Here is a 17,866-nt window from a genome sequence, read left to right as displayed (position 1 = left end):
GTATTAGACTAGATAGAACGGCGGAAAGGGCGGAGGAACAGGCTTCCGCGCTTCTCCGTCATTCTTGTCATCTTTATAGAAAGAAGTGTTATCATTGCTGACCAGATTATTCAGAGTATCCGATAAGGGAGATTTCAGCGCGGAGGATCTGCGCTGCATCCAGGAGGCGGCGGACGTCATCCGTGACGGCGGGCTGGTAGGATTCCCCACAGAGACCGTGTACGGCCTGGGGGGAAATGCCCTCGATGCCTCCGCCTCGAAGAAGATTTACGCGGCCAAGGGGCGTCCGTCGGACAATCCGCTGATCGTCCATGTCTCCTGCATGGAGGAGATCCTGCCGATCACGGCGGATATCCCGGAAACCGGGAAAAAGCTTGCGGAGCGCTTCTGGCCGGGGCCGATGACCCTCATTTTCCGCAAGAGTGACGCGGTCCCCCGGGAGACGACGGGAGGGCTGGATACGGTGGCGGTGCGCATGCCCTCGGATCCGGTGGCTGCGGAGCTCATCCGTCGTGCCGGTGTCCCGATTGCCGCGCCGAGCGCGAATACCTCCGGACGGCCGAGCCCGACAAGGGCTGAACATGTCTGGCAGGATCTTCACGGCAAAATCGAGGTGATCCTGGACGGCGGCCCCGTGAAGGTCGGGGTCGAATCCACCATCGTGGATGTCACCGGCAAGACACCGACACTGCTCCGCCCGGGAGCGATCACGATGGAGATGCTCGAGGACGCGGTCGGCCATGTGGAGATTGATCCGGCGATCCTGGGTCCGGTGAGCCCCGATGTCCATCCCAAGGCGCCGGGCATGAAGTACAGGCATTACGCGCCGAAAGCCGACCTGACCATCGTCGAGGGCGATATGGACAGGGTGGTCGGGGAGATCAACCGCCTGGCGGAGGAAAAGCTGGCCGCCGGGAAAAAGGTGGGGATCATCTGTACCGAGGAGACGAAGAACCGCTATCCGGAGGGCATGCTCGAGAGCATCGGCACCCGGAGCCGGCAGGAAACCATCGCCCACAACCTGTTTGCGGTACTCCGCGATTTTGACGACCGGGGCGCCGAGTACATTTTCTCCGAAGGCTTTGCCGAGGATCATCTGGGACAGGCGATCATGAACCGGATGAAGAAGGCGGCCGGATACCATATTCTGCATGTGTGAGGTAAAGTATGTTTGATTTCAATAATCCGAAAAATAAGCGGATGATCTCCGCAATTGTCATCCTGATCATCATCATCGCCATGGTCGGCTCCATGGTGGTGGCCGGCGTCGCGGCAGTGGCGAACTGATGGAGGAAGAGCGGGAGAAGGCCTTTCGCGTCAGAAAGTGCAGGACAGCCCCATTGTACGGGGAGTGCCGCCCCGGCCTTTCGCTCATGATTGCCGGGGACATTGCGCTCGCCGGTTCGGATGAGGCGGCGGAATTTCTGGCCGGTGAGCTGGCGGAGAGATACTCTCCGCCTTTCTGTTCCGGAATGTTCCGGCAGCGGGAAAGGAAAAGCGCGGACCGGCTGGTCCGGGAACTGGCTGACGGAGAGCCGGGAACCCCGCTTCCACCGGCCTTCCGGAAGCTGGGAATCCGCGCCGCGGTGCCCGCGGGGGACGGCGGGATTCTTGCCGCGCTCTGGGATCTGTCCAGGCAGGGGGGCTGCGGCTTCGAGGCGGATCTGCGGAGATTCCCCCTGAGCCAGGAGACGGTGGAAATCAGCGAGCTCCTGGATCTGAATCCCTACCGGCTGGATGCCGGCGGGGCGCTGGTTCTGGCCGTGGAGTGCGCGGCGGAGCTTGCGGACAGGCTTTCCGGAGAGGGCATCCCGTCCGCGGTGATCGGCTGGACCGTCAGGGGAAATGGCTGCCGCATCCGCAGCGGGGAAACGGTGTCGTATCTTGATTTTCCGGCGGAGGATGAGATCATTAAGATCAGAAATCGAAAAGAGGGAGGTATTGCGAGATGAAGATGAATGAACAGATCCTGTCGATCATGGAGACAAACGGCCGGATCAGCCTGGAGGAACTGGCTGAGCGGGTCGGCGAGCCGCAGGAGAAGGTAGCCGCCGCCATTGATGAGATGGAGAAGGATAATGTCATCTGCGGTTATCACACGCTGATCAACTGGGACAAGACCGAGGAGGAGAAGGTGATCGCCCTGATCGAGGTCAAGGTCACGCCCCAGCGGGAGATGGGCTTCGACACCATCGCCCAGCGCATTTATCAGTACCCAGAGGTCCGCGCCTGCTACCTGATGTCCGGCGGCTTTGACTTTACGGTCATCATCGAGGCGAAGACCATGCGGGCTGTTGCCATGTTTGTCGCCGAGAAGCTGGCTCCGATCGATTCGGTCATCAGCACGGCAACCCACTTTATTCTGAAAAAATACAAGGATCACGGCACCGTGCTGTGCGACGAGCCGAGAGATGAAAGGATGATGGTCAACCCGTGAGAGATCCGCTTTCCAAAACCATAACCCAGATCCAGCCTTCCGGGATCCGGAAATTTTTTGATATAGTCAGTGAGATGGACGGCGCCATTTCCCTGGGCGTCGGCGAGCCGGATTTCGACACGCCCTGGCATGTGCGGGAGGAGGGCATCCGGTCTCTGGAGAAGGGGCGCACCTTCTACACGTCTAATTCCGGCCTGATGCAGCTCCGCGAGGAGATCGGCAAATACCTGATGCGCCGCCAGGGGCTCCAGTATGATCCGAAAAAGGAGATCATAATCACGGTCGGCGGCAGCGAGGCGATCGACGATGCGCTCCGGGCGATGCTGGATCCGGGCGATGAGGTGCTGATCCCGCAGCCGAGCTATGTCTCCTATGTCCCCTGCACGGTGCTTGCCGGCGGCGTTCCGGTGATCGTAGAGCTGAAGGAGGAAAATGATTTCCGCCTGACGCCGGAAGAGCTCCGGGAGAAAATCACGCCGAGAACCAAGATCCTGATCATGCCCTATCCCAATAACCCGACGGGCGCGGTCATGGAGAAGAAGGATCTCGAGGCGATCCGGGACATCATCATTGACAATGACCTCTATGTGCTCAGCGACGAGATTTATTCCGAGCTGACCTACGGGGTAGAGCATGTCTCCATCGCCTCCCTCCCGGGTATGCGCGAGCGGACGGTCGTGATCAACGGCTTTTCCAAGACCTATGCCATGACCGGCTGGCGGCTCGGCTACGCGGCTGGGCCCGAGGCAATTATCCGCCAGATGCTGAAGATCCACCAGTTCGCGATCATGTGCGCCCCCACGACGAGCCAGTATGCGGCGGTGGAGGCACTGAAAAACGGGGACGACGACATCAAGCGGATGCGCAGCGCCTACGATGAGCGCCGGAAGTTCCTGGTTGGCCGCCTGCGCGAGCTGGGCATGGACTGCTTTGAGCCGTTCGGCGCGTTCTATGTGTTCCCCAGCATCAAGAAGTTCGGGATGACCTCGGATGAATTTGCCACCAGGCTTCTCCGCGAGGAAAAACTCGCCCTGGTGCCCGGCACCGCTTTTGGTAACTGCGGCGAGGGCTTTCTCCGGATCTCCTATGCGTACTCGATCCGGGACCTGAAAAGGGCGCTGGAGCGGCTGGAACATTTTCTCCGGAAGCTTACCGCGGAGCGGAAATCATGAACCTTGTGCTTTTTGAACCGGAAAAGCCGGCGAACACCGGCAATATCGGCCGCACCTGTGTGGTGACCGGGACGACGCTGCACATCATCGGCCCGCTGACCTTCAGCCTGTCCGACAAGGCGGCAAAGCGGGCGGGGATGGATTACTGGCCGCGGCTGGACTACCGCTATTACATGGATTACGCGGATTTCTGTGAAAAAAATCCGGGAGCCCGCATCTATTATGCGACAACCAAGGCGCACCAGCTCTACACGGAGGTGTCCTACGGGGAAGACGATTTTCTCATGTTCGGGCCGGAGAGCCGGGGGATTCCGGAAGAGATCCTGGTGGATCATGAGGATACCTGTGTCCGGATTCCGATGCGGGAGAATGAGCGTTCCCTCAATCTGGCGGATTCCGCCGCGATTGTGCTCTATGAGGCTCTGCGGCAGAACCGGTTCCGCGGTCTCGAGCCGTATGGCCGGCTGCATCGCATGCACTGGAAGAGTGAAGAATCATATGATGAATTCTGCTGAATCTGCGAAGCGGGAAGGCCGGGATCCGTCCTTTATGAGGACCCGCCCGGTTTTCCCGCTTCTTGTCTCCATGGCACTCCCCATGGTCATTTCCATGGCGGTGAATGCCCTCTATAACATTGTGGACAGCTACTTTGTGGCGAAAATCAGCGGGGACGCCATGACGGCGCTGTCGCTGGTTTTCCCGATCCAGAACTTTATCGGCGCCATGGCGATCGGCTTCGGCGTCGGGGTCAACGCGGCCATCGCCTGGTTTCTCGGCGCCGGCCAGCAGGAAAATGCGGATTTCGCGGCGACACAGGGCGTCCTGCTCTCCGTGATTCACGGCATCGTGCTGACCATCCTGAGCCTCCTCATCATCGGCCCGTTCCTCCGGATGTATACCGGAAGTGTGCCCGTGCTCCGCTACGGCCTTTCCTACGCCAGGATTGTCTTCGGGTTCTCCATAGCCGTCAATGTGTCGATCACCTGGGAGAAGATTTTCCAGGCGGTGGGGCAGATGAAGGTCAGCATGGCAGCCATGATGGCCGGCTGCCTCACGAATATCCTTCTCGACCCCTGCATGATCTTCGGGCTCGGGCCGTTTCCCGCATGGGGAATCGAGGGCGCCGCGGCGGCTACCGGGATCGGACAGATGGTCACGCTCATCTGGTATCTGGCGGTCTATGTGTTCCGCCCGATCCCGGTCAGGATCCGCCGTGGCCTGGCCAGTCCCGAGGGCGCCATGGCGAGGCGGCTCTACAGCGTCGGCATTCCGGCAACCCTGAACCTGGCGCTGCCCTCGGTCATGATCTCCGTGATGAACGGCATCCTCTCCGCCTGGTCGGAGACCTACGTGATGGTCCTCGGGATTTATTACAAGCTGCAGACGTTTCTCTACCTGACGGCAAATGGGATCATCCAGGGCATGCGCCCGCTGATCGGCTATAATTACGGCGCCGGGGAATCCGGACGGGTCCGGAAGATTTTCCGGCAGGTTCTTCTGATGTGCGCCGTCATCATGGCATTCGGCACGGTCATCTGCCTGGAGATTCCGGACCGGCTGATCAGCCTTTTCAGTGAAGACCCGGGGACGGTGGCCGCCGGGGCGGAGGCGCTCCGCGTGATCTGCGCCGGATTTGTGGTCTCCTCGGTCTCCATCACCTGCTCCGGAGCGCTGGAAGGGATGGGGGAAGGGCTTCCCTCGCTTGTCATCTCCCTCTGCCGGTATATCCTGGTCATCCTTCCGGCGGCGTGGATATTCAGCCGGTTTCTGGGACCCGCCGGGGTCTGGCACGCCTTCTGGGCGGCGGAGCTCATCTCCGCAGGGATTTCGGTGATTGTCTTCCGCAGGGCGGTTAAGCTGCCGGGGCAGGGCAGAAAAACGGCCTGACCGGCGGGATCCTCTCCGCTGCCGGCCGGCCGTGCTGCTGAAATTCTGTTGAAAATGTCCGGACGGCGGCCGTGGGCACAATTCGTCCGGCCGGTGGCCGTGGCACAATTCGCGTGCGGATGGTTCAGGTGCAGACCGGATTGGAACCGCAGGCTGCGATGTTGCCGTCGGTCTCGATGCCGTCGCCGGTCTCCGGTTCTTCACCCGGGGCGGGCGCCGGGGAGACCGGCTCTCCGGGCGCGTAGAAGCGGAGCGTCCCGCCGAGAAAATCCAGAACCCGGTCTTCGGCTTTCCCGGACGCGCCGCCGAGCAGCATGATCCCGGCGCCGCGCACCGCAAGGACGGCATAGGCGCCGATTTTTCCGCAGATGATCACCCTGACGCCGCGGCGGACAAGCTCCGGGAGGATGTCCCGGTATCCCGTGCCGGGCGCGGGGATCGATTCTGTCTTTTCGATCTCGTCAAATTCATTCGTGGTAAATATCGTGAATTCCACGGCATTCCCGAAGTGCGGGAAGATCTCGCCGTGATCGGTGGGGACTGCGATGATCATCGTTATATTCCTTTCTCCGTTTTTCTTACTCGGATTTTACCTCTTTCCACAGCTCGTCATAGGTCGCGTCCGCGTCCTCGCCGAGGTACTGGTATACCTCGCTGTTCGCCAGCCGGCTGTCATCCGGGAAGACGGCCTTGTTGTTCTTCATGTCGTCGTCCAGCATATCGTAGACAGCCTTGTTGGGGGTTGAGTAGGTGATGTATTCAAAGTTCTTCATGGCGATATCCGGGCGGCAGAGGAAATCGAGCCATTTCTCGGCATTTTCCCTGTTTCTCGCGTTTTTCGGGATGACCCAGGAATCTAGCCAGAGGTTCGTTCCCTCCTCCGGGATGACATAATTCAGGTCATAGTCCAGCCCCTGATTTTTCACCTCATCCTGGATGTAGAGGATCTCTCCGGAGTAAATGACGCCGAGCGCCGCCTCGCCGCCGATCATCTTGTCCCGGACCTGGTCGATGACGTAGGCCTGGACGAGAGGCTTCTGGGCGATCAGCTTGCGCTTCGCCTCCTGGAGCTGGTTGATGTCGGTGGAGTTGCAGGAATAGCCGAGGGATTTCAGGGCGACCATGAAGGCATCACGCACAGAATCCTGCATCAGGATTTCCCCCTTGTAGGCGGGATTCCAGAGATCCTCCCACTTCGCGGGCACAGGGAGGTTCTTCTCCCGGATCAGCTTGGTGTTGTAGAGGATGCCGACCGTCCCCCAGGTGTAGGGCACAGAGTACTTGTTTTCCGGGTCGAACGCCCTGGACATCTCCATATACTTCGGGTCGATATTGTGAATATTCGGCACCTTGTCCCAGTTGATCTCCGCGAGGAGGCCATTTTCCTGCATCTTCTGGATCATATAGTCCGACGGGCAGACCGCGTCGTAGTTCACCGCGCCCGCCTCGATAACCGGGTACATCTCCTCGTTCGTCTCAAAAAGGTCATAGGTCACGTTGATGCCGGTTTCCTTCTCGAACTCGTCAATCACCGACGGGTCGATGTACTCGCCCCAGTTGTAGACATAGAGCTCATTGGACTTCACCGCGGTGTAGCGGCGCCAGGTTCCGAGGGCGCTGATCAGGAGAATCGCCATCGCGGCCAGGGCGAGAATCCCCTTCCGGAGGGAGCTGCTCTTCCGTTTCTTCTGGGCGAGCGCCGCGGCCTCCGCGCCGGTCAGCGGTTTTCTGCCGCGCGGCTCCTGCGGGGAGAAATTGGTGATGATGAGGAGGACGAGCACCGCGATAAAGATCACACTGGAGAGCGCGTACATGGTGGGCTGGATTCCCCGGCGCACTTCACTGTAAATCAGGGTGGACAGGGTATCGATGCCGGCACCCCGGGTGAAATGCGTGATGATGAAATCGTCCAGGGACATGGTGAAGGCCATCAGGAAGCCCGAGAGGACGCCGGGAAGGATGTCCGGGAATACGATCTTCCGGAAAGCCTGCGACGGCGTGGCGCCGAGATCCAGGGCGGCCTCATAGGTGCTGCGGTTCGTCTGCTTTAATTTCGGCATGACGCTCAGGATCACATAGGGCACATTGAACGTGATGTGGGCGATCAGCACAGTCTTAAACCCCAGGGAAATGCCGTAGGCGATGAAGGCGAGCATCAGGGAAATCCCGGTGACAATGTCGGAGTTCAGCATCGGGATGTTGTTGACCATCATGGTCAACGTCTTCGGCCAGCCCTTCATGGCGCGGATGCCGATGGCGGCTGCCGTCCCCAGGATGGTGGCGATGAGCGCGCTGAAAAACGCGATCAGCAGCGTGTTGTTGAGGGCAGCCATGATCGTCGGGTCGTCGAACATCTTCCGGTACCACTGCGTGGTGAAGCCGCCCCAGAGGGTCCGGGATTTCGTGTTGTTGAAGGAGAGCACGATCATCGTCAGGATCGGGGTGTAGAGAAACAGGAGAATCAGGACAAGATAGAAATCCTGAAAAAACTGTTTCGCCGATTTATGTCGTTTCATCAGAGCAGCCCGCCTCCTTCCACATCCTTATCGTATTTCTGCAGCCAGGCCATGCTGAGCAGGATGAACACCATGAGAACCAGCGAGAGGCCGGCGCCCAGGTTCCAGTTGCTCCCCTTGGTAAATGCCTGGTCAATGACATTTCCGATCAGCATGATCTTGCCGCCGCCGAGGATATCCGAGATGACGAAGGTCGTCAGGGCAGGGACGAAGACCATCGTGATCCCGCTGACGATCCCGGGCTTGCTCAAGGGGATCCACACGTAGCGTAGCGTCTGAAAATTGCTGGCGCCGAGATCATAGGCGGCATTGATGGTGTTGTCGTCGATCTTCTCCATGACATTGTAGATCGGCAGGACCATGAAGGGGAGAAAGTTGTAGACCATGCCGAGCACGATCGCTCCCGAGGTGTTGATGATGCTGATCCCGGGGAGGCGGAGGAGGCTGAGGATGCCGTTGATGACGCCGTTCTTTTCCAGGAGCGTCTGCCAGGCCAGGGTCCGGAGCAGGAAGTTCATCCACATGGGCAGGATGAAGATAAAGACCATGAAGCTCCCGCTCCCGATGCCCTTTTTCCGGAGGATCAGGGCGATCGGGTAGGCAAGAAGGAGGCAGATCGCCGTGCTGAGCAGGGAGAGGCCGAGGGAGAGCAGAAGCGCCTTCATGTGCTCCCGGCTCCCCATGGCGATCAGATTTTCCAGGGTAAACGCGCCGGACCGGTCGGTCAGGCCATAGTAGAAGACCATGAGCAGGGGGATGACGGTGAAGCCGATCATCCACACAATATAGGGAAAGGCGAGAAGAGACCTTGTTTTTTTCATGACAGAAGCTCCTTTTAGACAGTTACACCAGCTTTTCCGCTTCCTCCTTGAGGAGGCTGGCGGCCTGCTCATCCTCGGATTCCGGCTTGTTCATGATCTGGATATTGTAGGGGTCAACCCGGATGCCGACGCGGTCGTCCAGCTCATACTTCTTCGTGCTGTGCACCAGCCACTCGAAGCCGTCCGGGGTGGTGACCTCCATCTCGTAGTTGTCCCCCTTGAAAATGCGGTGGGTCACGATCCCCCGCAGGGTTCCGTCCTCCGGGCGGACAAGCTCCACATCCTCCGGGCGGATCACGACATCGACCGGTTTATTGCTCCCGAAGCCGCGGTCCACGCAGGCAAATTTCGCGCCGAAGATTTCGACGAGCTCATCGCGGATCATGAGCCCCGGGACAATATTGCTCTCGCCGATAAAGTCCGCCACGAAGGCATTTTCCGGCTCATTGTAGATCTGCTCCGGCGAGCCCATCTGCTGGATGTAGCCCTGGTTCATGACCACGACCGTGTCCGACATGGTCATCGCCTCCTCCTGGTCGTGCGTGACGTAGATGAAGGTGATGCCGAGCTCATTTTTCAGGCGGATCAGCTCGTACTGCATATCCTCGCGGAGCTTCCGATCCAGGGCGCCCAGCGGCTCGTCCAGAAGCAGGAGCTTCGGCTCGTTCACGATGGCGCGGGCAATGGCAATTCGCTGCTGCTGGCCGCCGGAGAGGGAATCGATTGAGCGGTTCTCAAAGCCCTGGAGGTTGACCAGCTTCAGGGCGTACTTGATCTTATCCTCGATATAGCTCCTCGGCATCTTCCGGATGGTCAGGCCGAATGCGATATTCTCGGCGATGGTCATGTGCGGGAAGAGCGAGTATTTCTGGAATACGGTGTTCAGGCGGCGCTTGTTCGCCGGAAGCGAGGTGATGTCCTGTCCCTCGAAGATCACCCGCCCGCTGTCCGGCCGCTCAAAGCCGCCAATGATCCGGAGCGTGGTGGTTTTGCCGCAGCCGGAGGGGCCGAGGAGGGTGACGAAAGTATTCGGTTTCACCGAGAGGCAGAGATCATCGAGAATCAGGTCCCCGTCAAAGCTTTTGGAAATGTGGTCAAGTTCGATCAGGCTGCTGCTCATGCATTTTCCTCCTGTAAAACTGGGCGGTCTCAGAAGCTTGGCGGAGAGCTGATCCACAGGATCTCGGCTCCCTGCCGGCTGGTGAGATAGTGCCGCCTGTCGCTGACAAAATAGAAGGATTCCCCCTTCTTTGCGCGGTATACCCGGCTGCCCAGATGGATATCGACACTCCCCCGGAAAACATAGCCGAATTCCTCCCCCTCATGGGGATGATCCGGGCAGGTTGAGCCTCCGGGGGCAAGGCGCAGGAGGATCGGTTCCATCCCATGCTTCTGGGCATTGGGGATAATCCAGGTGACCTTACTGCCAAGCTCCGCGTCATTTTTCTCGAAATAGTCCGTGCCGCGGAAGACGACCTGTTCCTCCGGCTCATCCTGAAAAAATTCCCCCAGCGTCATGCCAAGGCACTGGAGAATATCGGTCAAGGTGGCGATGGACGGCGAGGTCAGGTTCCGCTCCAGCTGGGAAATGAAGCCCTTCGAGAGTTCCGTCCGGCTGGCCAGCTCTTCCTGGGTAAGTCCACGGAGAATCCGCTGTTCCCTGATCTTTTCCCCGATATTCAACGGAAAACCATCCCCCTTCCGAAGATTATCCATCTCTAAGATTAAAGTTTACTCTCACTAAACAGAGCACCGGATTCATTATAGGATATCTGGATCGGGTGTCAAGTAAATGCGGGAAAATCCGCCTTGCGGCAGGTGCCCCGGTTCGTTATAATCAATAGCAGGCGGGACTGTTTGGCGCATGGAGGGCTCCGGACAGATCCCCCTGGATAGAGAAAAAAATTTGTCCAGAAGTTGACAGGAGGAACGGGCAATGGAAGATATGTATATGGCCTATGTGGGATCCTATTCCTACAGCGGAAAGGCGAAGGGAATTACCATATATGATGTGAACGTCGCGGACGGGAGCTTCCGCTATCGCAACGAGGAAGAAGTTGAGGATTCCTCCTATCTCTGCGTGTCGCACAGTGGGAAATATCTCTATTCGATCGCGGACGAGGGCCTGGTATCTTTCCGTATTCTCCCGAACGGCGGCCTCTACCGCATGAACAGTGTCAAGATCAAGGGCATGCGCGGCTGCCATGTGACGACGGGCAGGGAAGATAAATATATCTTTGTCTCCGGCTATCACGACGGCAAGGAGACCGTCCTCCGGCTGAATCCGGACGGCACGGTCGGCGAGATCACCGCCGGAATCTATCACCACGGCCTGGGCACCGTGGCTGAGCGGACATTCCGCCCGCATGTGAGCTGCGGCGGGCGGACGCCGGACGGCAGGTTCGCCCTGGTGGCCGACATCGGCCTCGACCAGGTGAAGATCTACTCCTTCAATCCCACCTCGGGAACCATGCAGCTGGTGGACGCGATCCGCTGCGACCTGGAATCCGGCCCCAGCAAATTCCTGTTCAGCCGGGACGGCCGTTTCTTCTATCTGATGTATGAGGTCAAGCATATTATTGATGTGTATTCCTACCATCTGGATGGGAATAAGCCGGTTTTTGAGAAAATCCAGACTGTGCCTGCCACTGACCCGAAGAATTCCAGCTCTATGACGGCGTCCTGCTCGATCCGGATGAGCCCGGACGACCTGCACCTGTTCTGTAGCAACGCCGGCGACAATTCCGTCAGCGTCTATAACCGTGATCCGGATACCGGCCTGCTCACCCAGCTCTGCTGTCTGCCCATCGCCGGCGATTATCCGAAGGATCTGGGCATTTTCCCGGACGGAAAGCACATCGTCTGCGTGAATCACGCATCCAACAGCCTTTCCTTCTTTACGGTGAATTACGAGAAGGGGCTGCTCGTCATGTGCCACCGCAGCCTTCCGGTCAATGAGCCGAACTGTTGCGTCATCACGAAGGTTATCCGGTAAAAACGGCGGAGAATCACGGAGGCCGGTTGGGAAAACGGCGGAAAATCATGGGGCCGGCTGGGAAAACGGCGGAAATCGCGGAGGCTGGCTGGTTAGAAAGGCAGAGAACATGGCAGGATCAGAATATGGCAGAATACTGACCATGACCACCTGGGGCGAGTCGCACGGACCCGCCCTTGGCGTTGTCGTGGACGGATGTCCGGCGGGGATCCCGCTTGCGGAGGAGGACATCCAGAAATACATGGACCGCAGGAAGCCGGGGCAGAGCCGCTTTACCACCAAGCGGAACGAGGCGGATCAGGTGGAGATCCTCTCCGGTGTCTTTGAAGGGCGGACGACCGGAACGCCGATCTCCATGATGGTGCGGAACGCGGATCAGCACTCGAAGGATTATGGGGCGCTCGCCGATGTCTACCGTCCGGGGCATGCGGACTATACCTTCGACATGCGCTACGGCTTTCGGGATTATCGGGGCGGCGGCCGCTCCTCCGGCAGGGAGACCCTCTGCCGGGTAGCTGCCGGCGCCGTTGCCGCGAAAATTCTGGCAGCGCTGGGAATCAGCGTCCGCGCCTATACCATCCAGATCGGCCCTTACCGGGTAAAACCAGAAAAAAGGGATCTCAAAGCCTGCGAGTGCAACAGCCTGTGGATGCCGGATGCGGAGACCGCCGTTGAGGCGGAAAAATGGCTTTCCCAGATCGTCTCCGCGCGGGATTCCGCCGGCGGCGTCATCGAGTGCGTCATTTCCGGCATGCCGGCGGGGATCGGCGAGCCGGTTTTTGAGAAGTTTAACGCCAACCTGGCCAAGGCGGTCTGCTCCATCGGCGCCGTGAAGGGCTTTGAGATCGGCGACGGTTTCGCGGCCGCCGGGGTGCTCGGTTCGGAGAATAACGATGCCTTCGGCATCAGCCCGGAGGGGAAGATTGTGAAGAAGACCAATCATGCCGGCGGGGTGCTCGGCGGCATGACGGACGGGAGCGATGTGATCTTCCGGGTTGCGGTAAAGCCGACACCGTCCATTTCCCGTGAGCAGGACACCGTGACCAGGGAGGGAGAGGAGACCAAACTCTCTATCCACGGCCGTCATGACCCGGTGATCGTGCCCAGGGCTGTTGTGGTCGTTGAGATGATGGCGGCTTTCGCTGCTGCAGATATGCTTCTGTCCGGGATGAGTGCAAGAATCGACAGAGTCAGGAGTTTTTATGGCAAAGACTGAGAGCGGGAACGCCGCCGCGGGGAGAGCGCTTTCCGGGGTGGCGGCAGATTCCCGGGAAACAGCGGCTTCCCGCCGTGGCGGGAAGCCAGCCGCACAGAAGAATGAGGAATTTAACCTGACCATTGAGGATATGTCGGACGACGGTTCCGGGATCGGGCGCCGCACCGGCTTCGTCTGGTTTGTGAAGGATACCGTTGTCGGCGATGTCGTCCGTGTCCGGGTGACGAAGGTGCTGAAAAGTTACGGCTATGCCCGGCTCATGAAGATTATCACTCCATCCCGGCACCGTGTTTCGGAACCGTGTCCCGCCGCCCACGAGTGCGGTGGCTGTACGCTGCAGATGCTCGACTACCGGGAGCAACTCCGGATGAAGCAGGAGAAAGTTCTGAATGCCCTCACGCGTATCGGCGGCATTCCGGCGGATGAGATCAAGATGAAGCCGATTTTCGGCATGGACAATCCCTGGCGGTATCGCAACAAGGCCTTATTCCCGATCGGGAAGAGCCGCGACGGGCGGATCATTGCCGGTTTCTATGCGGCAAGGAGCCACCGGATTGTCGAGTGTGGCGACTGCCTGCTCGGCGTGCGCGAGAACCAGAAGATACTCCGCGTGATTCTGGATTTCCTGGAGGAGTATGGCATAGAACCCTACGACGAAGAGACCGGAAAAGGGCTTGTCCGCCATGTGCTGATCCGGAAGGGCTTTTCGAGCGGGGAACTCCTGGCATGCCTTGTCATCAACGGCAGAAGCTTCCCGCACAGCGGGGATCTCGTAAGCCGGCTGATGCTGATTCCGGGGATGAAGAGCATTTCCCTGAGTGTCAACACTGCCAGAACCAATGTCGTCATGGGGAAGGAAATCCTACCGCTCGCGGGCGAGCCATATATCGAGGACAGCATTGCCGGCGTGCGCTATCGCATTTCCCCATTGTCGTTCTACCAGGTGAATCCGGTGCAGACGGAGAAATTGTATGGCACCGCGCTCAGCTACGCGGATCTCAAGGGCGGCGAGACGGTGTGGGATCTCTACTGCGGGATTGGGACGATTTCTCTCTTCCTCGCACGGAAAGCGGGGAAGGTCCGCGGGGTGGAGATTGTGCCCGACGCCGTGCGCGATGCCCGGGCCAATGCGGAACTCAATCACATGGAAAATGTGGAATTCTTCGCCGGCAAGGCGGAGGAGGTGCTGCCGCGCGAGTATCGGGAACATGGGGAGAAGGCGGATGTCATTGTTGTCGATCCGCCCCGGAAGGGCTGTGACCGGGCGCTTCTGGACACGATGATCCGGATGGCGCCCAAAAGGATTGTCTATGTCAGCTGCAATCCTTCAACTCTGGCAAGGGATATCCGGATTCTGGCCGGGGAGGGCGGATACCGGCTGAAAAAGGTGCGCTGCTGCGACATGTTCCCGATGGGGATGCACGTTGAGACGGTAGTATTGATGTCAAGGGTCAGGGACTAAGGGGTGAGAAAAGCCTTATTTTAAGCCTTTCCTGCACACCTGACCTTTTTACAAAAGGATGGTTCAACCAAGAAAAAACTCTCTGGGGGAACTTATCGAACGAGCTGTTTTATAGGGTCGAGACTCGTGATTAGATATTTGATAGGTTGTGACTCATGATTGGATGTCAGAAAGGATAAATAAGAGCAGGCAGTTCGGGTGGGCGCCTGCTTTTATTCGTATGCAATGGTCCATTGACAATATGTCTTATACGACATATAATGAAGAAAAACAAGGATAGAAGGAAATGGTTGAGATTGAGTTTTATGATACGGAAGACGGGAGCACGCCGGTGCAAGAGTTTCTGGATTCCTTAGAACCCAAAATGAAAGCAAAAGTGTTCAGAACAATTGACCTCTTGGAGCAAAATGGGCCGGCACTCAGACTGCCATATTCAGGGCCGCTTGGAGATGGAATATTTGAGTTAAGAACGAAACAAGGTTCTGACATTACGCGGGTTCTATATTTTTTCTTTATAGGAAAGAGAGCGATTCTGACAAACGGTTTCGTAAAAAAGACGCAGAAGACGCCTCCCGCAGCTATCGAGCTGGCAAGGAAATACAAAGCGGATTACGAAAGGAGATTCGGACGATGAGCAGCTATAATGATTACAAGCGAAAAGCGCTGGAGAACCCAGATGTGAAAGCAGAATATGAGGCCCTCCAGCCGGAATACGATATTATCCAGGCGATGATTGATGCGCGGAATAAAGAAGGGTTAACACAGAAAGAATTGTCTGAAAGGACAGGAATCACACAGGCGGATATCAGCCGCATTGAAAATGGAACCAGAAATCCCTCTCTTGGAATGGTAAAACGGCTGGCACATGGCCTTGGCATGAGATTGAAGATCGAATTCATCCCGGAAGGTGTAATAAAGACCGCAAAATAAATATGTAATGAACATATGTTAAATTGGGCAGATACTCCATGATCGGAGCACTTGCATAACCGCGGGCGATACGAACCCGAACTCCCTGAGGGAGGAGCGGAGCAGTTCTCCTTTACGATCTGGAAGATCTCGTCCCACAGGCGGTTCTCCTGATTCATGTAGTTGATTCTGATATTGATGAACGGCGACGGGATCGGCTTGCCGGTCGTCGGATGCTTGCTGAGGTTGCCGAGCCTGGTCGTCATTTCCTCGCACATAAGCTTGGAATTCCTGTCTCTGTTGTCATCAATTCCCTGTACCGCCAGATCATTTATCGTCATGGCATTCCGTTCTCACTGACTGTTCCGTCAGAGCCAAGAACATTGGATGCGGAAGCAGACCTTTATGAGATCAAAAATTATCGAGGACTGCTTTTTATCTGTCGCCGCGCTCGCGGTGTATCTTCTCGTGACACGAACGACAAAAACTCATGAGGTTAGACTCGTCATCTGATCCTCCCTTGGCGAGAGAAATAAAATCATGGATTACAATTATCGGCGGCTATTAAGATATCATGGCGACAGATCGGAGATTAGGAGATGGATACAAAAGAAGCAATCAAAGCCCAATTCATGAAAATGTATGCCCAAAAAGATTTTCAAGTCATTACAGTAAAAGCGCTATGCGCAGCAACACCGGTTGCTCGGACTACTTTTTATTCTTATTTTGACAACACAGATGATGTGCGCTGTGAGGTAGAGAATGATCTGATCAAAGGACTGCTGAAGGTATCTCAAGATGTCTCTTCCGGAAATCTGCCAGATATGGATTTCAGCCGGTTTATGGATGAGATAGAAGGATATATAAAGGATAACTGGACATATATTTAGTGTCTGCTCAATAGCGTAGAATGCAATATTTACTGACAATAACGGCGGATTGCGGTATAATAAGTGCAAAGATTTTTGCAATTTCTCCTAATTTCTTTGCACTTATTGATATATCCGAGGCAGTCCGCCATGTACAAAAAACCGTCCGAGCACCAGATTTCGATTTTTGATTTCAACCAGAGCTGTGGAACACCGCTGGATGAAAACAATGAATGGGTCCGGCTTGCAAATGCCATCGACTGGACAAGCCTGGAAAAAGTGTACGCTTCTCTCTTTCCCTCACACGAAGGACGGCAGGCCTTTCCTCTGCGTGTTGCTCTCGGTGCTCTGATCATTCAGAAACGTGAGGGGCTTTCTGACCGCAGGCTGGTTAAGGAAGTCGCCCAAAACCCGTATTACCAGTACTTCATTGGTATGGACCGGTTTTCGGACACCTGCCCGTTCAAGCCGACAGTTCTCGTGTATTTTCGCCGCAGGCTGGATTCCCGTTTTCTGATGATGGCGAATGAAGAATACCTTGCTGCAGGCGCTGCCACGCCGGAACATGCCGGCGATAAACCGGAAAAATCCGCCGACGGGGAGAACGTGGGGACTTTCATTCTGGATGCCACCTGTTCTCCGTCCAACATCAAGTATCCTCAGGACTTTGTGCTTCTCAATGATGCCAGGGAGAAGCTCGAAGAGATGATTGACTATTTCCATCACCAGTATCATCCATGGACGAAGCCCAGAACATACCGGAGGCGCGCAAGAAAAGAATATCTTGCCATGGCGAAAGCCAAAAAACGCCCGACGAAGAAGCTCCGGAGCCTGATCCGTAAGCAGCTTGGCTGCCTGAATCGCGATCTGCGGTATCTGGAGGCATACATGACAGAAGGCTATGCCCTGCCACAGAAGTATATTGACTGCTATCTGACCGTCCAGAAGCTGTACGAACAGCAGAAGTACATGTTTGATAACAACACTCACAGAGTGGATGACCGGATTGTGAGCATCAGCCAGCCGTATATCCGTCCCATCGTGCGCGGCAAAGCCAAGTCTCCCGTGGAGTTTGGCGCCAAGTATGATGTCAGCATTGACGAAAAGGGCCACGCCCGCCTGGAGAAGCTCCAGTTTGATCCTTACAATGAGAGCTCTGTCCTGCAGGATGCGGTAGAACGTTATAAGGAACGCACCGGGCATTATCCGGTACGGGTTCTTGTTGACCAGATCTACAGGACAAGGGCGAACCGTGCTTACTGTAAAGAGCACGGCATCCGCATCTCCGGCCCGAGACTGGGGCGTCCCGCAGCCGATCATAAGGCTAACCGGGAGGAGTATAAAGACAACACTGACCGGATCGAGGTAGAGCGCTTCTTCAGCAGGGAGAAGCGTTGTAACGGCGCTGGTCTCATTATGACCAGACTGGCTGAAACAACACTGGCATCTATCGCATTATCAGTCTATGTCACCAACCTCTTCGCAATTCCTACAGGGAATCTTTTTGTGCTTTATTTTGCGGACTGCGGATACGGGCCGGAAACAGCGCAGTTCATCGAAATGGACGATGCAACGTGAGCAA

The 17,866-nt window shown here is 57.0% G+C and carries 19 protein-coding genes; 14 read left to right on the top strand and 5 right to left on the bottom strand.

Features of this window, described 5'->3' with window-relative positions; genetic code table 11:
• The first annotated feature begins 94 nt into the window (after window positions 1–94).
• The 6 genes from ISF27_RS12055 (at window position 95) to ISF27_RS12030 (ending at window position 5,496) form a co-directional block, all read left to right on the top strand.
• Entirely contained in the window at window positions 95–1,159 is a 1,065-nt protein-coding gene (locus tag ISF27_RS12055) for an L-threonylcarbamoyladenylate synthase (RefSeq protein WP_194611732.1), read from the top strand.
• Window positions 1,160–1,286: 127 nt separating this feature from the next.
• Window positions 1,287–1,952: an AIR synthase-related protein gene (locus tag ISF27_RS12050; RefSeq protein ID WP_194611731.1), complete on the top strand. Its 666-nt coding sequence runs from the start codon at window positions 1,287–1,289 to the stop codon at window positions 1,950–1,952.
• A 2-nt stretch (window positions 1,953–1,954) separates the two neighbouring features.
• Entirely contained in the window at window positions 1,955–2,437 is a 483-nt protein-coding gene (locus tag ISF27_RS12045) for an Lrp/AsnC family transcriptional regulator (RefSeq protein WP_194611765.1), read from the top strand.
• On the top strand, window positions 2,434–3,609 hold the full coding sequence (locus ISF27_RS12040; protein ID WP_194611730.1) for an aminotransferase class I/II-fold pyridoxal phosphate-dependent enzyme: 1,176 nt from the start codon (window positions 2,434–2,436) through the stop codon (window positions 3,607–3,609). Before ISF27_RS12045 ends, ISF27_RS12040 begins: the two co-directional genes overlap by 4 nt.
• Window positions 3,606–4,124 carry a tRNA (cytidine(34)-2'-O)-methyltransferase gene (locus ISF27_RS12035; RefSeq protein ID WP_194611729.1) on the top strand — a complete coding sequence of 173 codons (519 nt, stop codon included), beginning with the start codon at window positions 3,606–3,608 and terminating at the stop codon, window positions 4,122–4,124. Before ISF27_RS12040 ends, ISF27_RS12035 begins: the two co-directional genes overlap by 4 nt.
• Before the next feature lie 34 nt (window positions 4,125–4,158).
• Window positions 4,159–5,496, top strand: coding sequence for an MATE family efflux transporter (locus ISF27_RS12030; protein WP_235986387.1), 1,338 nt, complete (start codon window positions 4,159–4,161; stop codon window positions 5,494–5,496).
• A gap of 124 nt (window positions 5,497–5,620) precedes the next feature.
• Here ISF27_RS12030 and ISF27_RS12025 read toward each other — a convergent pair whose 3' ends face one another.
• Genes ISF27_RS12025 through ISF27_RS12005 form a run of 5 tightly spaced genes read right to left on the bottom strand, consistent with a single transcriptional unit; the run spans window position 5,621 to window position 10,516 of the window.
• On the bottom strand, window positions 5,621–6,049 hold the full coding sequence (locus tag ISF27_RS12025; protein WP_194611728.1) for a NifB/NifX family molybdenum-iron cluster-binding protein: 429 nt from the start codon (window positions 6,047–6,049) through the stop codon (window positions 5,621–5,623).
• 25 nt (window positions 6,050–6,074) lie between these two features.
• Window positions 6,075–8,012, bottom strand: a complete 1,938-nt coding sequence (locus ISF27_RS12020) for an extracellular solute-binding protein (protein ID WP_194611727.1) — start codon at window positions 8,010–8,012, stop codon at window positions 6,075–6,077.
• Entirely contained in the window at window positions 8,012–8,833 is an 822-nt protein-coding gene (locus tag ISF27_RS12015; protein WP_235986386.1) for an ABC transporter permease, read from the bottom strand. Before ISF27_RS12015 ends, ISF27_RS12020 begins: the two co-directional genes overlap by 1 nt.
• Window positions 8,834–8,855: 22 nt before the next feature.
• Window positions 8,856–9,953 carry an ABC transporter ATP-binding protein gene (locus ISF27_RS12010; protein ID WP_194611725.1) on the bottom strand — a complete coding sequence of 366 codons (1,098 nt, stop codon included), beginning with the start codon at window positions 9,951–9,953 and terminating at the stop codon, window positions 8,856–8,858.
• 29 nt (window positions 9,954–9,982) lie between these two features.
• Complete coding sequence (locus ISF27_RS12005) at window positions 9,983–10,516, bottom strand: helix-turn-helix domain-containing protein (RefSeq protein ID WP_194611763.1); 534 nt, start codon at window positions 10,514–10,516, stop codon at window positions 9,983–9,985.
• A 253-nt stretch (window positions 10,517–10,769) separates the two neighbouring features.
• Here ISF27_RS12005 and ISF27_RS12000 point away from each other — a divergent pair, with 253 nt between their 5' ends.
• The 8 genes from ISF27_RS12000 to ISF27_RS11960 all read left to right on the top strand — a co-directional run bounded on the left by ISF27_RS12000 (window position 10,770) and on the right by ISF27_RS11960 (window position 17,862).
• The gene (locus ISF27_RS12000) at window positions 10,770–11,828 is read left to right on the top strand and encodes a lactonase family protein (protein WP_194611724.1); all 1,059 of its coding nucleotides are present in this window, start codon (window positions 10,770–10,772) and stop codon (window positions 11,826–11,828) included.
• A 109-nt stretch (window positions 11,829–11,937) separates the two neighbouring features.
• Window positions 11,938–13,044, top strand: a complete 1,107-nt coding sequence (aroC, locus tag ISF27_RS11995; RefSeq protein WP_194611723.1) for a chorismate synthase — start codon at window positions 11,938–11,940, stop codon at window positions 13,042–13,044.
• Window positions 13,031–14,506, top strand: coding sequence for a 23S rRNA (uracil(1939)-C(5))-methyltransferase RlmD (rlmD, locus tag ISF27_RS11990; RefSeq protein WP_194611722.1), 1,476 nt, complete (start codon window positions 13,031–13,033; stop codon window positions 14,504–14,506). The genes aroC and rlmD overlap by 14 nt, the downstream gene beginning before the upstream one ends.
• Before the next feature lie 286 nt (window positions 14,507–14,792).
• Complete coding sequence (locus ISF27_RS11985; protein ID WP_194611721.1) at window positions 14,793–15,140, top strand: type II toxin-antitoxin system RelE/ParE family toxin; 348 nt, start codon at window positions 14,793–14,795, stop codon at window positions 15,138–15,140.
• Window positions 15,137–15,436 carry a helix-turn-helix domain-containing protein gene (locus ISF27_RS11980; protein WP_194611720.1) on the top strand — a complete coding sequence of 100 codons (300 nt, stop codon included), beginning with the start codon at window positions 15,137–15,139 and terminating at the stop codon, window positions 15,434–15,436. The genes ISF27_RS11985 and ISF27_RS11980 overlap by 4 nt, the downstream gene beginning before the upstream one ends.
• Window positions 15,437–15,648: 212 nt before the next feature.
• The gene (locus ISF27_RS11975) at window positions 15,649–15,909 is read left to right on the top strand and encodes a type II toxin-antitoxin system RelB/DinJ family antitoxin (protein ID WP_194611719.1); all 261 of its coding nucleotides are present in this window, start codon (window positions 15,649–15,651) and stop codon (window positions 15,907–15,909) included.
• A gap of 105 nt (window positions 15,910–16,014) precedes the next feature.
• A complete protein-coding gene (locus ISF27_RS11965) occupies window positions 16,015–16,305 on the top strand; it encodes a TetR/AcrR family transcriptional regulator (protein WP_207727455.1) in 291 nt (96 codons plus the stop codon).
• A 129-nt stretch (window positions 16,306–16,434) separates the two neighbouring features.
• Window positions 16,435–17,862, top strand: coding sequence for an IS5 family transposase (locus ISF27_RS11960; protein WP_194608004.1), 1,428 nt, complete (start codon window positions 16,435–16,437; stop codon window positions 17,860–17,862).
• Window positions 17,863–17,866: the final 4 nt, after the last annotated feature.

This window comes from Clostridium vitabionis, from assembly GCF_015351765.1.
GTDB lineage: Bacteria > Bacillota > Clostridia > Lachnospirales > Lachnospiraceae > Clostridium_R > Clostridium_R vitabionis.
The sequence above is the reverse complement of the archived record's forward strand: the minus strand, read 5'-3'. Positions and strand labels throughout refer to the sequence as shown.

Bases quoted from the DNA above. Each gene is read 5' to 3' on its own strand.
- ISF27_RS12050 (WP_194611731.1), top strand. From the start codon at position 1,287: ATGGAGGAAGAGCGGGAGAAGGCCTTTCGCGTCAGAAAGTGCAGGACA.
- ISF27_RS12045 (WP_194611765.1), top strand. From the start codon at position 1,955: ATGAATGAACAGATCCTGTCGATCATGGAGACAAACGGCCGGATCAGC.
- ISF27_RS12035 (WP_194611729.1), top strand. From the start codon at position 3,606: ATGAACCTTGTGCTTTTTGAACCGGAAAAGCCGGCGAACACCGGCAAT.
- ISF27_RS12030 (WP_235986387.1), top strand. From the start codon at position 4,159: ATGAGGACCCGCCCGGTTTTCCCGCTTCTTGTCTCCATGGCACTCCCC.
- ISF27_RS12025 (WP_194611728.1), bottom strand. From the start codon at position 6,049: ATGATCATCGCAGTCCCCACCGATCACGGCGAGATCTTCCCGCACTTC.
- ISF27_RS12020 (WP_194611727.1), bottom strand. From the start codon at position 8,012: ATGAAACGACATAAATCGGCGAAACAGTTTTTTCAGGATTTCTATCTT.
- ISF27_RS12015 (WP_235986386.1), bottom strand. From the start codon at position 8,833: ATGAAAAAAACAAGGTCTCTTCTCGCCTTTCCCTATATTGTGTGGATG.
- ISF27_RS12010 (WP_194611725.1), bottom strand. From the start codon at position 9,953: ATGAGCAGCAGCCTGATCGAACTTGACCACATTTCCAAAAGCTTTGAC.
- ISF27_RS12000 (WP_194611724.1), top strand. From the start codon at position 10,770: ATGGAAGATATGTATATGGCCTATGTGGGATCCTATTCCTACAGCGGA.
- aroC (WP_194611723.1), top strand. From the start codon at position 11,938: ATGGCAGGATCAGAATATGGCAGAATACTGACCATGACCACCTGGGGC.
- rlmD (WP_194611722.1), top strand. From the start codon at position 13,031: ATGGCAAAGACTGAGAGCGGGAACGCCGCCGCGGGGAGAGCGCTTTCC.
- ISF27_RS11985 (WP_194611721.1), top strand. From the start codon at position 14,793: ATGGTTGAGATTGAGTTTTATGATACGGAAGACGGGAGCACGCCGGTG.
- ISF27_RS11980 (WP_194611720.1), top strand. From the start codon at position 15,137: ATGAGCAGCTATAATGATTACAAGCGAAAAGCGCTGGAGAACCCAGAT.
- ISF27_RS11975 (WP_194611719.1), top strand. From the start codon at position 15,649: ATGCTTGCTGAGGTTGCCGAGCCTGGTCGTCATTTCCTCGCACATAAG.
- ISF27_RS11965 (WP_207727455.1), top strand. From the start codon at position 16,015: ATGGATACAAAAGAAGCAATCAAAGCCCAATTCATGAAAATGTATGCC.
- ISF27_RS11960 (WP_194608004.1), top strand. From the start codon at position 16,435: ATGTACAAAAAACCGTCCGAGCACCAGATTTCGATTTTTGATTTCAAC.